General features: G+C 51.4%; 12 protein-coding genes. 11 read left to right on the top strand and 1 reads right to left on the bottom strand.

From position 1 onward, the window contains the following. Window positions 1–3: 3 nt before the first annotated feature. The 3 genes from KQI79_RS22655 to KQI79_RS22645 all read left to right on the top strand — a co-directional run bounded on the left by KQI79_RS22655 (window position 4) and on the right by KQI79_RS22645 (window position 4,376). Entirely contained in the window at window positions 4–861 is an 858-nt protein-coding gene (locus KQI79_RS22655) for a carbohydrate ABC transporter permease (protein WP_216540585.1), read from the top strand. A gap of 860 nt (window positions 862–1,721) precedes the next feature. After that, window positions 1,722–2,438 (top strand): SurA N-terminal domain-containing protein, encoded by a 717-nt coding sequence (locus KQI79_RS22650; RefSeq protein ID WP_216540584.1) that lies wholly within the window; start codon window positions 1,722–1,724, stop codon window positions 2,436–2,438. A 126-nt stretch (window positions 2,439–2,564) separates the two neighbouring features. Then, window positions 2,565–4,376, top strand: coding sequence for a LamG-like jellyroll fold domain-containing protein (locus tag KQI79_RS22645; RefSeq protein WP_216540583.1), 1,812 nt, complete (start codon window positions 2,565–2,567; stop codon window positions 4,374–4,376). Window positions 4,377–4,424: 48 nt separating this feature from the next. Here KQI79_RS22645 and KQI79_RS22640 read toward each other — a convergent pair whose 3' ends face one another. Beyond that, on the bottom strand, window positions 4,425–6,206 hold the full coding sequence (locus tag KQI79_RS22640) for a helix-turn-helix transcriptional regulator (protein WP_216540582.1): 1,782 nt from the start codon (window positions 6,204–6,206) through the stop codon (window positions 4,425–4,427). 153 nt (window positions 6,207–6,359) lie between these two features. Here KQI79_RS22640 and KQI79_RS22635 point away from each other — a divergent pair, with 153 nt between their 5' ends. The 8 genes from KQI79_RS22635 (at window position 6,360) to hpt (ending at window position 12,290) form a co-directional block, all read left to right on the top strand. After that, window positions 6,360–6,938: a sensor domain-containing protein gene (locus KQI79_RS22635; protein ID WP_216540581.1), complete on the top strand. Its 579-nt coding sequence runs from the start codon at window positions 6,360–6,362 to the stop codon at window positions 6,936–6,938. A 126-nt stretch (window positions 6,939–7,064) separates the two neighbouring features. Then, window positions 7,065–7,301, top strand: a complete 237-nt coding sequence (locus KQI79_RS22630) for a hypothetical protein (RefSeq protein WP_216540580.1) — start codon at window positions 7,065–7,067, stop codon at window positions 7,299–7,301. An 8-nt stretch (window positions 7,302–7,309) separates the two neighbouring features. After that, window positions 7,310–7,486 (top strand): hypothetical protein, encoded by a 177-nt coding sequence (locus KQI79_RS22625; protein ID WP_216540579.1) that lies wholly within the window; start codon window positions 7,310–7,312, stop codon window positions 7,484–7,486. A 159-nt stretch (window positions 7,487–7,645) separates the two neighbouring features. After that, complete coding sequence (locus KQI79_RS22620) at window positions 7,646–8,311, top strand: tetratricopeptide repeat protein (RefSeq protein WP_216540602.1); 666 nt, start codon at window positions 7,646–7,648, stop codon at window positions 8,309–8,311. An 81-nt stretch (window positions 8,312–8,392) separates the two neighbouring features. After that, window positions 8,393–9,244: a vWA domain-containing protein gene (locus KQI79_RS22615; RefSeq protein ID WP_216540578.1), complete on the top strand. Its 852-nt coding sequence runs from the start codon at window positions 8,393–8,395 to the stop codon at window positions 9,242–9,244. Next, window positions 9,228–10,193, top strand: a complete 966-nt coding sequence (locus KQI79_RS22610) for a serine/threonine protein kinase (protein ID WP_216540577.1) — start codon at window positions 9,228–9,230, stop codon at window positions 10,191–10,193. The genes KQI79_RS22615 and KQI79_RS22610 overlap by 17 nt, the downstream gene beginning before the upstream one ends. A 26-nt stretch (window positions 10,194–10,219) precedes the next feature. Then, window positions 10,220–11,698 (top strand): tRNA lysidine(34) synthetase TilS, encoded by a 1,479-nt coding sequence (tilS, locus tag KQI79_RS22605; RefSeq protein WP_216540576.1) that lies wholly within the window; start codon window positions 10,220–10,222, stop codon window positions 11,696–11,698. 52 nt (window positions 11,699–11,750) lie between these two features. Then, window positions 11,751–12,290: a hypoxanthine phosphoribosyltransferase gene (gene hpt, locus KQI79_RS22600; protein ID WP_216540575.1), complete on the top strand. Its 540-nt coding sequence runs from the start codon at window positions 11,751–11,753 to the stop codon at window positions 12,288–12,290. The last annotated feature ends 84 nt before the right edge of the window (window positions 12,291–12,374 follow it).

Genomic DNA, 12,374 nt, shown 5'->3' with positions numbered 1-12,374 from the left:
CCGATGAGTACAGCGAGCGCAGCAAGCAAACCGGCCAAAGCCCGCGGGAAGAGCCGGGCGTTTCAATGGGCGGTTGGAATGATATTAACGTTGGGCGGCATTATGTTCCTGCTTCCGTTTATTTGGATGATTCTATCTTCGGTGAAGCATGAGAGCGAAGTGCTGCAAATCCCGCCGACTTTGTGGCCGCATGAGTTTACAATGGAGAATTTTCGAAATTTATTTACGAATATGAATTTTGGCGTTTATTTGAAAAATACGATTCTCATCGTCTTGTTCCAGTTTGTCGGCATGTTCTTGAACGCGATGGCGGGCTTCGGATTTGCCAAATATAAATTCAGAGGAAGAGAAAGCTTATTCCTTGCGGTGCTTGCCACGATGATGATTCCCGGCCAAGTGACGATGATCCCGATCTATCTTATCTTGAACAAGATGGAATTGACGAACACGCTGATCGGTATCGTGCTGCCCGGACTTGTGGGGGCGTTCAACATTTTCTTGTTCCGCCAGTTTATGTCGACCATTCCCGACGAAGTGCTGGAAGCGACGCGGATGGACGGCGCCAGCGAATTCAGAACGTTTCTGCAAATCGCGCTGCCGATGTCCAAGCCGATTCTCGCCGTGCAGGCGATCTTGACGTTTATCGCGGGGTGGAACAGCTTCCTTTGGCCCTTAATTATCGCGAACGACGAGAAGCTGTATACATTGTCCGTCGGCCTTGCCCTGTTGAAAGGGCAATACGGCGGAAATTACGCGCTCCAGATGGCCGGCTCGACCTTGATGGTGCTGCCGATCATTATCATATTTATCAAATTCCAAAAAAATATTATCGAAAACTACACCACTTCCGGTTTGAAATAGGATGGTATAACGACAGGCAGAAGCCCGATCGATGTCCGCATCGTTTGGGCTTTTCTTTTGCTCGAACATCCTGTTAAAGGGGCTCGTTTCGCCTGAAGCGACTCAATAAACGAGACTGTCGATAAATTGCGGCCGCTCGAATTCGACGTTCCCAATTTCTAACGGATGCAGAAGACCTTAATGTGGGAAAAAGCAGCCTTTTCGGATTCTAACGGATGTGAGCGCTCTTATTCGTTGTTTACCTAGCGGGAAATGAACGAATGACTGCAAATAAGGTTTCTTAGTTCCGTTACATTTTGAAATGTCTCGATTTTGCTCAAATAACGTCTCCTACATCCGTTAGCCGTGAAATCGTTGCTGAGCGTTCATCGACATTTTTCGCAAATGCAAAAATCCATTAATTTCGGAGCAAAAACCGTTTTTTGCCTATAGCAACTGCGAAAATCCAGTTAATCGGGCTCGTTTTGCCGATTTTGCGGTTGTGGGGGCAGTAGCAACTGGATCATTGCAGCTATTTCGTTCAAAATCGCCGAAAGTGGCTTATGTAAATGGATTTTTGCAGTTACCTTAGGCGGGATCGCCTGTTTTAGCAAAACGGCAAACGAAATACTCACCTTCCCATAAACAATGATGAGCTTGAAACGGCGCTCCCGGCGGAACATATGGATGCATTTGTAAAAATTTGATGCTATAATGGATAGAGTAGCGCGTGACGCATGGCAAGGGGTCATGAAGTTGGCCAATTTGTTAATTATCATTTTAGCGCTTGGATTTTTCTTCGTTATCGCTTACCTTCGTGCGATTGGATCGCACTGAAAGAAATACAATTCGACTCAGAAGGATCGGGGAGGACGGAAAATATGAATAAAAAAATGATAGCCGTCACAGCGGCGGGCATCGTTGCTCTCATCGCGGCGGTAGGATCGTCGATATACGCGTCTCAATCTGCAAAACCGCCATTGACGGAGCGGGACAAGCGGATCATCGGGCAGACGTTTGACGAAATCCAGTCCTATGCTGCGCAGCAAGGGACATCGCCATCGGAGAGGGCTCCGCTCGTGAATAGCGAACATTTTCAAATTTCCGCGGAACGGTTCTTTTTTTACAAGAAAAATATTGAGATGGCCGCCGAACTGAACCTTGGCGAAGGCGCCAAGGCTGCAACATTCTCCGACGCCGAATTGCTCGATCTGATGATCAAAAAAGAGCTGACGGTTCAATACGCGAAAGAGGCGGGCATCACGGCGACCGACGAGGAGATCGGGCAAATGATCGACCGGGAAAAGAACATGCTGTACGATCCGTCCGTTTCCGGAGCGAATAAGGAGACGGTGCAAGAGCTGATGGCGCATCGAATCCGGATGACCGGCATGTCCGAGGACGAGTTCTGGCAAAGCGAGGATACCCGCGCCGAATACGCCAAAACGATCTATATCGGCAAGCTGATGCAACAGCTGAGCCAGGACGGGACGTTTACCGACACGTTCGGCATGGACGAATTCCAGGATCGATTGCTCGCCGATGCCCGGGATCGATATACGGTCGATTGGTCCGTGCTGGAAGCGGCCGGCAACTGACCGCTAACGGCAAACCATCGGCGCACACTTTACACAATTTTGTTTCTCTCGTAATATTCCGCTAACATACATTCCGTACAATGTCCCTATCACCAACCGATTACATCGATGGAGGGACATGACAGAATGAAGAACAAATTCAAGAAACTGCTCGCGCTGCTGTTGCCGGCGACGATGCTTGCGGGGCTGTTGTCGGGCTTCGGCGCGTCCGCAAGTCCGGCCGCTTCGCCGGGCAGCGACGACAGCTTCAAGATGGCCATCCTGCCGGATACGCAAAAGTATGCGCGTTACAAAAACGAACTTTGGCTGTCGCAAACGAACTGGATCGCGAAGAACGCGAAAAAAGAAAATATCGTTTTCACGGCACATTTGGGCGATTTGGTCGATCGGGCCGATGAGGATTACGAATGGCGCAACGCCGACGAAGCGATGAAAGTGCTCGATCGAGCCAAGCTTCCATACGGTTTTTTGGCAGGAAACCATGACGTGCTGAACTCGCGGCAATACGACAACGAACGGGATGTGGCCAAGGAACCGTTTTTGAACTATTTTTCGACAGACCGAATGAAGAACATCCCGGGCTTTGACGGCCATTCCGAGAACGGATTTAATTCCTACTATATTTTTGAAGGGGCCGGGAAAAAATATATGGCGCTCTTCCTGGATTGGAGAGCGTCCGAAGAGACGCTGAAGTGGGCGCAAAAAGCGATCGACGAGCATCCGACGTACCCGGTCATGCTGTTCACCCATCAACTGCTGAACATTTCCAACGACAAAAAATCGGCCGTCATGACCGATCACGGGCAATTTCTATGGGACAAGCTGATCGCGAAGAACGATCAAATCTTCCTGACCGTTAACGGCCACCACCACGGCTATGCCCATACGGTCAAGAAAAACGACAAAGGCCGCGACGTCGTCATGATGGTCGTCGATTATCAAAGCGCCTTTCACGGCGGCAACGGGTTGATGCGAACGCTCGAATTCGACATGGCGAAGAACCGCATTCATATTTCTTCCTTCTCCCCATGGGTGATGGGCATGCCGGAGAAACAAAGAACCGCGTTCGATGAGGAGCGATTGGTCGACGATTTTAACGATTTTACCGTCGCGATGGATTTCGAGGAACGATTCTCCGGATTTCAACCGGTTATTTCCGTCAATAAGGAAGTGCCGAAGGTAGAAGGTACGGTCGCTTACTGGCGAATGGACAACCGTTCGGCCGCCGAAGGGCAAGCCGTTGCAGGCAAGGGAACGGCGGCGGTCCAAGATCTTTCCGGCAACGGCAACGATTTGTACCGCATTGACGAAGGCGACGCCAAGCCGGGCGATATGATCTGGTACAAAGGAAATGCGCAAAATCCGCAAAGCAAGTCGGGCATTCGTTTCTTCGGCGACAAATCGCAAGAGAAGGGCTCGTATTTGCAAACGTCCGATCAGGCGCCTCTCAATGCATTGACGTTCCCGAACGGATATACGATCGAAGCGGTCGTGAAGCTCGGGCCTGAGTTCGACGCGGATAAGCATTCCTGGATGGGCATTCTGGGCCGGTACGGCACCGGGCAAGACGCCGGCAAGAAGGACGGCGACGCCGACGCGCCGCTAGCGACGTTGGCCGTGTCGAACTTGCGGGAAATTCAATGGGCGTCCTTCCCGCTCAATTACGGAAGCGAGCAGACGAGTTGGTCGTGGGAAATGGACGACAGCTGGCGCCATATTGCGCTGGTCAACGACGGGCAATCGACGATGATGTATATCGACGGCGTGGAAGTGCTGCGCAATCCCGACACGAAGCCGCGCGGCATCGCCTCGACCGGCAAACCGTGGATTGTCGGCGCGAGCCAATACGCCAACGAACTGGACGGCGTGTTTAACGGATGGATCAGCGAAGTTCGCATCGTCGATCATGCGCTGGACAAGAAAGATTTCTTGCAATAGATAGAGGTGCGCGCAAGCGCCGGGACAATTCCTGGCGCTTGAAGTTTTTTATATGATCCCTTCTTCCACACATTTCCGAATCGCTTGTTCGCGATTATTGACCTGAAGCTTCGCGTACATTTCGGAAGCATAGTTTCTTACCGTCCCTTCGGACAAATAAAGCCTGGCGGCAATCGACTTATAACGCATTCCTTTCGACAAGTAGGTGATGATCTCAATCTCCCTCGGCGTGAGTCCGTAACGATTTCCATTCGGAACATTTCGGTTTTGCAACTCTTCGAACACTTGATTGGCAATTTCATGGGAGATAATCGTATCTCCGCGGTGAATGAAGGACAGCGTCTCAATCAGTTCATTCGTTTGAATGGATTTGAGCAAATACCCGTTCGCTCCGTGTTGAAGCGCCGAAACGGCTTGGTTGACGTCCTCGGACGAAGAAAGGATGACGACTTTGATGCTTTTGGCGATTTCTTTCATGGCCGCCATGGCTTCCATTCCGTTGATGGCCGGCGTGTTTACATCCATCAGTACGATATCGGGATGCGTGCTGGCACACATAGCAATACCCTCTTCCCCCGAGGCAGCCATCCCTACAATTTGCAAATGATCATGTCTTTCCAGTGTTGTCTTCAAACTATCCAAAATGACGCCTTGTTCGCCGACCAGTACGACCTTCATGGTCTGTTGGTTATTTTCCAACGTTCTTGGCACGTTGCAGAGAATGACCGTTCCTTCGGTGCCTTCCGTATAAATGGACAATTTCCCCTGTACGGCTTCCACTCTCTGCTTCAGGGCGGATAGACCGAAGCCGAGCTCATCGCGGCCCGTTTCCCCGTTATCCTCGACTTGCAAACGCAACTCCGAGCGATCGAAGTAAAGGTAGACCTTGATCTCGCTGGCATGTCCGTTCCTGACGGCGCCCGTTAAAGCTTCTTGCATGCAGCGGATGATCGTTAATTTTGCCTCCTTTGCCACGTGGTACTCGTTTCCGAAAAAGCGAAATTTTACGGACGCATTCGTGCTTTTCACGAAATCGCGAATGACATTTTTGGCATATTGAACTAGGGTTAGATCGATTTCGGACGCTTCCTGCTCATGTACGAGCCTTTTCATCTCTTGCAAGCCGGCATGAGCCGATTCCATGACGGACTTTAGCTTGTCTTTCGCCGATTCATCGGCCAACGACGACCCGATGGACTCTAACGCTCTTATGATCGCGATCAAAGAATTCCCGACCGCATGATGCAGTTCTTGGGACAAGCGGTGTCGTTCCTCCAGTGCGGTTAGCTGCTCCACTTGATATACATACTGCTCAAGAGCGTTGTTCTGTTCGCGGATCATCAAGCCTTGCTTATGATTGGTTACGAGCAATTGAAAAGCGTAACCGAGCGCATACGCTACGCCATGATGAAACATTAATTTCATAACGATGAATCCCAAAGTCTGGTCGGTCACCAATCCGATCAAAAGAGGAATGACGACGATCGTGAAAGGGCAAGTCCAGATGTAAGATTTCTTGATGCTATAAAAACCGATCACAAAGGCGATGGGCAGAAATTGCCATTGAGCCTCGTGAAGCAAGAAAGCTAAAAAAATCGAATAGCCTCCCGCAATGAAGATTTCGGCGAACATGTAATATGGCTTGAAAAACTGCTGGAACAGAAACGGAACGGAAAAAACGATTAAAGGCATGCCGATCATCATCCAAAGCGGAAACGATAAATCATGGTGGAAATGCCACACGCCGATAAGAACAGAAATGAACCAAATGGAGCGAATCACAAAGACCATCCAGTCAAACCAATACCATTTTTTTATAATGTCATACATATTACAACCTCGCCTTAAGCTCTATATCGTCCACGTCATTTTATCACATGCCATAGTTGAATTCAGTCATGAAAAAGAAGTGACAAATTGAAACTATCCGTCATGACACTAAATCAAGATAATAAACTCAAAAAAGAAAGGCGGTTTTGCTGAATGAATCGAATCATCTTATCCAACATTAGAAATTTTTCGTACATGCTTCTTTGGTTTTTGATCGGCTTTTTATATTTTGCTTTCTACTTAATAAGCATTATATTTTCCGTGGCGGTAAGCTTTACCGTTGTCGGCGTGCCAATGCTGGCCGGAGTTTTCCGGACCATCCCCGCTTTATTGAATATCGACCGCAATGCGGCGATCAAATATGCAGGGATCGATATGCCGATTGTGCGCTGGAATCCGCAGCTGAAAGTGACGAGGGAAATATCGGACAAGAGCAATTGGTTTACGGTAGCACTCATGATGTTTCCCCGGTTCATTCTCGGCTTTGTCAGCTTTATAGGCGTTTTTGTATGCTACTTGATTCCAATCATTATGATTTTTTCTCCGTTCTTGTACCAATCATTTGACATGTCGATCATGGCGATTCCGATTGATACGTTATGGCGCGCTATTCTAGCCAGTATAGCCGGGATCGTTTTGCTGGCGGTGCTTTCCCGGTTGGCGGGATTCATTGTAAGCTGCATCGGGGGATTTACAAAAATCATGATAAAAACCGTCCGCAGCTGGCGTTAATCCGATCTGTTCGGGAATCCGGCAGACAGGCCTGGCCGCATCCGCACAACATTCGCATACCTTCCTTACAGCCGGGGATAATACAGGAATAGAGGCATAATCATCCATGAAAGGCAGGAATGCAGGATGCAACAATCATTGGAAAGGCTTGAAGGATTGGCCCGGGGCTGCATGAAAATCGTGAATCATATGCATGACGGCAATGGCGGTGCGAGCAACCCGGAACTGGCGCGGTTGAAACAGGCCGTGGACGAAGTCGACAAGCAGTTGTCCGGCTTAAGGGCGGGCAACGGGGAGCTCGACAGCCAATCGATCGCTTCATTAAAGGAGCAAATCGATCAGATCGAATCGCCGAGCCGCTGAATCGGCAGATGGAGAATTCCTACCGGCAGGAGGTCGGCTCGGATACGCAAGCGTACCAATCGCTGCCGATCGACGAACAGCGGGAATATGAGGAAGCGTACCACGGAAAGATCGACACGATGAGCATGGACAAATTGAAAGATAACTTATCGGAAATGCGATCCGTCCTGAACGGCGCATCATAAAGCGCGAAAGCCAATATTCCTTGACGGGGTGTTGGCTTTCGCGTTCTCATGTTCCATGCCGGAACGCCCCGCCAATGGCATATGCAGTGGAATTGTTTTATATGGTAAAATATTATAGTGTAAAAGGGTGATGATCGAGAAAAGGGGCGGTTCGCGTTGCTGAGCAAGTTTTTTATTTTTTCCATTTTATTATATATAACGAGAAACCCGCTGCTTGCGATTTTGCTGTTGCTGGTCATTTTATATTTCTTGGACCGGAGATATGTCGGGCTGTCGCCCAGTCTTATGAAACCGTTCAAATTGGCAAACCGCATTTCCAAGCTGAGGACCGAATTGCGCAATAACCCCCATCATGCTTCGTCCAAGTTCGAACTGGCTCGTTGCTTGATCGAACGCAAAAATTACCGCGAAGCGCTCGAATGGATGAAGCAGCTCGAGGGGCCGATGGAGGATTCGGCCGATTTGCACGCCGAAATGGGACTATGTTATTTAAAACTGGGCGATTTGGAGCAGGGAGAGCGTTATATGGAGAAGGCACTGACGCTCAATCCGCGCGTTCGTTACGGCGAGCCTTACTTAAGGTTGGGAGAAGCCTATGCGCCGGCAGACCCGGAGAAAGCGATCCGTATGCTGGAATCGTTCCGCCAAATGCAGTCTTCCTCCTGTGAGGCGTATTACCGGCTCGGCTTGCTTTACGCCGGCATGGGGCGGCAAGAAGAAGCGAAGGCGGCGTTCCGCGAGACGCTGGAAATCTATCGCTCCCTGCCTAAATATAACAAGCGGAAAGAGCGCCGCTGGGCGCTGCTCGCGCGTTTCAAAGCCTAGTTATGCGGATTAAATCTCTCAATTTAGGGCATGCTGTTACTAGATAACAGAGACTGGCCAGAATAGGGAGGTTTTTTTGCGATGAAACAAATTATGTTAATTACGGACGGCTGTTCGAATGTCGGGGTAAGCCCGGTCGTGGCGGCGGCGCATGCGCGGGAGGAAGGCATTACGGTAAACGTTGTCGGCGTCGTCGATCACGGAACGATCGGCGAGCTCGGGGCGGCGGAAATCGAGCAAATCGCGCGCGCGGGCGGAGGGATGAGCCGAATTGTGCAACCGCATCAGCTTTCGCAAACGATCCAAATGATGACGCGCAAAACGGTTGTCCAGACGATCCAGCACGCGGTGAACCGCGAATTGCAGCAGATTTTGGGCTCCCGCGGTTCGGACGGCGAGCGCGGCGTAAGCGGTTCGGCGGCAAGCGGGACCGTTGAGAAGGCGGCGGAGAACCCGTATGCGAAGGAATCGGGGGCTTATCCGGGCGGCGCTGCGAGCGTGGAAGAATTGCCGCCGGAGCAGCGCGCGCAGGTCGTGCGGGTCATGGACGAATTGAGCGAAACGACTCCCTTGAAGGTGGCCCTGATCATCGATGCAAGCGCAAGCATGAAGCCGAAGCTGGCGGCGGTCGAGGAAGCGATCCGCGACTTGATGCTCAGTTTGCAGGCTCGCGAAGGCCGCAGCGAAATGGCGGTATTTCATTTTCCCGGCCCGCGTTCGTCGGACGAGACGGTGCTTGATTTGGACTGGACGAGCGATTTGTCCGGCGTCCGCTCTATTTTTCACCGTATTCAGATGAAGGGAGCGACGCCGACCGGTCCGGCCATATTCAAAGTGATTGATTTCTATCAATATGATAAACTAAATGGAAATCGCCATGGAACTTCGAATGGAACGGAAACGGATGGGATATTCGGTGACTACGTCGTCTAAAGCCGTCTTGCCGCCTGGCTCGTTAATTACGGGCAAGTGGAAGAAGGGAAGGTACCGGGTGGAGCGGCTGCTCGGGCAGGGGGCCAACGGTATCGTCTACTTGGTGCGCCGCGAGTGGGGGCGGGAACGGTATGCTCTAAAGATCGGATACGATGCCGTCGATCTTCAATCGGAGATCAACGTGCTTCAGTCGCTCCTTACGAAGCGGCAACAGGGAGGCCGCGGGCTGCGCTCTCCGGAGTTTGCGCATCCCTTCCTGGTGGAAGTGGACGATTTTCCGGCACAGGGCCGCGACATCCCGTTCTACGTGATGCGGTACGTGCAAGGAAGCACGCTGCAGCAGTTTATCGCCAAAAACGGGCCGGAATGGTTCGGGTTGATCGGCTATCGCTTGCTTGGCAAATTGGCCGCGCTGCATGAGATGGGATTTGCGTTCGGGGATTTGAAGGCGGAGAATATTCTCGTCTCCGATTACGGGCGCGTAGAACTTGTCGATTACGGCGGGGTGAGCGCGATCGGGCGCAGCGTCAAGCAGTTCACGGAATCGTACGACCGCGGGTTCTGGAACGCGGGCACGCGTACGGCCGATCCGGGATACGACTTATTCTCTTACACGGCGCTTTGGCTGCATGTGCTGGACCAAGCGAGATTGCGGCGGATGATGGCGGAGCAGCTCCCGATTACGAGGCAAGCTTCGGATTTAATGCAGCTGATTCGTACGAATGCGCATCTAAAGCCGTTCGAGCGATGGTTCGGGAAGGCGGCGTCCGGGCAATTCGCCACCTCGCGCGAAGCGTGCGCCGCGTGGAAAGAAACGATGCTGGCGCTGGGCGGGCAATCCGGCGATTTGCAACGGAATCGGGCAAAGACCCCTTATTGGTTGACAGGCGCGCTGATCGCGGCCGTGCTGTTGCTTTGCTCGACGATTTATTGGGTGCTGCAAAGTTAGTTGGCTGCAGAGGAAGGATTCATGCTATGTACGATTCGAAAGGGTACCATATTTTGCAACAAGTTCAGCGCACGGCTGCCGAGCATCGCCTATGGAGCCGAGGAGATACGATTGTCGTCGCCGTTTCCGGAGGGCCGGATTCGGTGGCGCTTTTGCATGTTCTTTACGATTTGTCGAACGCGGAAGGCATGCGGTTCCGGCTCGTCGTCGCGCATGTGAACCATCAGTTTCGCGGGGAGGAGTCGGACGCGGAAGCGCGCACGGTGGAGCAATTGGCGCTGCGCCTCGGTCTTCCCTGCGAAATGGCGCGCATCGATGTGCCCGCATATATTGAGGAAAGCGGCATGAACGCGCAGGCGGCCGCGCGCGAGAAGCGTTACGCTTTCCTGCACGAAACGGCGGGGCGCCACGGCGCGGGCAAAATCGCTCTCGCCCATCATGCCGACGATCAGGCGGAGACGATGATGATGCGTATTTTGCGCGGGGCGGGACCGGCTGGGCTGTCCGGCATGCCGATTCGAAGAATTGAAAAAAATGTGGAACTTATTCGCCCTTTCCTGCGTATATACAAGACAGATTTGATTCGATATTGCGAGATGAACGGCATTTCATACGTAACGGACAGCAGCAACGCATCGCGCAAATATGCAAGAAACCAGATTCGAATGGATGTCCTGCCATTTTTGGGGCAATATAATCAACAGATTTCGCTCGTATTAAATCGAATGGCCGAAGTCATCGGGCCGGAAAACGAATACTTGGAACAGGAGACGCAGAAATTATTCGAGGACCAGGTCGTTCCCGCGGGAAACGGATATTCCTTCCATCGTCCCGGGTTCGCAAAGGTCCATGTCGCTTTACAACGGCGGCTGATTAAACTAATATTAAATTATCTCGCTATATCGGCGGACGGTAAGGATGAAATTGCCGAATTTTCCAAAATAGAGAATCTGCGTTTTCGTATTTTGCAACCAAGCCCTACGACTTGGAGCATCGATTTGGCGGATCGGATTCGATGCGTTCGAGAATACGACCGTATCGTATTTGTGCGCGAGGAGCGCATGAAGGACGGTCGCGGCGAGTATGATTATACGATGCCGTTATGCGGCGAAGAGTCAACGGTTTCGATCCCGGAACACGGCAGTTCGATCCATTCCCGCATTTATCGGGCAGGCCTGCAGGATCGCGATTCGTTGCCAAGACCGGCCAATCGGTACGAAGCGGTTTTCGACGCCGATCGCGTCGCATTTCCGCTAACCGTGCGCAATCGCCGTCCCGGCGACCGGATGAAGATCATCGGATTAAACGGTTCCAAAAAAGTGCAAGATATTTTCATCGATGATAAAATCGCTCCTTCGGTACGGGACTCGATGCCGATCGTTACCGATGCGAACGGCACGATTCTATGGATTCCGGGCGTTCGGCGTTCCGGGGAAGCGACGGTAGAAGCCGGAACTTCCCGTATCTTATATATGAAGCTTCAAGGGCGAAGCGCTGACCGCTAATGTAGAATGTAAGACCATTCGCTTTCATAGTATAACGTAGGAGGGGCCATCATTGCATAATGACATTCAGGAAGTGTTGTACACGGAAGAACAAATCCAACAGAAGATTAAGGAACTGGGCGAAGCACTAAGCCGCGATTATGAGGGACGCAACCCCCTTGTTATTTGCGTGCTGAAAGGTGCGTTTATTTTTATGGCCGATTTAGTCAAAAATATGACTGTACCGTTGGAACTCGACTTTATGGCGGTATCCAGCTACGGCGCATCGACGAAATCGTCCGGGGTCGTGAAGATCATTAAAGACCTGGACCTGCCTGTAGAAGGCCGCGATGTCATCATCGTCGAAGATATTATTGACAGCGGACTGACGCTTAGTTATTTAATCGATGTGTTGGAGCGAAGAAACGCCAATTCCATCCGCGTCGTCGCTCTTTTCGACAAGCCGGCGCGTCGAACGGTTGGTTTGGAGGCAGACTATAAAGGCTATGTGTTGCCGGATGCATTTGTTGTAGGCTACGGTCTGGATTATGCCGAGAAATACCGCAACCTTCCATACATCGGGATCTTGAAGCCGGAGGTCTATTCGAACTAACGATTGCAGATGATGCTTGCCTCGCCGCTCTATTGTGGTGGCAAGACATGCTATGGTAAAATAACTAAAGTGTCTTGAGAGGAG

This window comes from Paenibacillus sp. MSJ-34, from assembly GCF_018918005.1.
Taxonomy (GTDB): Bacteria; Bacillota; Bacilli; order Paenibacillales; family Paenibacillaceae; genus MSJ-34.
This window is presented reverse-complemented; position numbering and strand designations above follow the sequence as displayed.

Excerpts from the sequence above, each read along its gene's own strand:
- KQI79_RS22655 (WP_216540585.1), top strand. The coding sequence starts at position 4 with ATGAGTACAGCGAGCGCAGCAAGCAAACCGGCCAAAGCCCGCGGGAAG.
- KQI79_RS22650 (WP_216540584.1), top strand. The coding sequence starts at position 1,722 with ATGAATAAAAAAATGATAGCCGTCACAGCGGCGGGCATCGTTGCTCTC.
- KQI79_RS22645 (WP_216540583.1), top strand. The coding sequence starts at position 2,565 with ATGAAGAACAAATTCAAGAAACTGCTCGCGCTGCTGTTGCCGGCGACG.
- KQI79_RS22640 (WP_216540582.1), bottom strand. The coding sequence starts at position 6,206 with ATGTATGACATTATAAAAAAATGGTATTGGTTTGACTGGATGGTCTTT.
- KQI79_RS22635 (WP_216540581.1), top strand. The coding sequence starts at position 6,360 with ATGAATCGAATCATCTTATCCAACATTAGAAATTTTTCGTACATGCTT.
- KQI79_RS22630 (WP_216540580.1), top strand. The coding sequence starts at position 7,065 with ATGCAACAATCATTGGAAAGGCTTGAAGGATTGGCCCGGGGCTGCATG.
- KQI79_RS22625 (WP_216540579.1), top strand. The coding sequence starts at position 7,310 with ATGGAGAATTCCTACCGGCAGGAGGTCGGCTCGGATACGCAAGCGTAC.
- KQI79_RS22615 (WP_216540578.1), top strand. The coding sequence starts at position 8,393 with ATGAAACAAATTATGTTAATTACGGACGGCTGTTCGAATGTCGGGGTA.
- tilS (WP_216540576.1), top strand. The coding sequence starts at position 10,220 with ATGTACGATTCGAAAGGGTACCATATTTTGCAACAAGTTCAGCGCACG.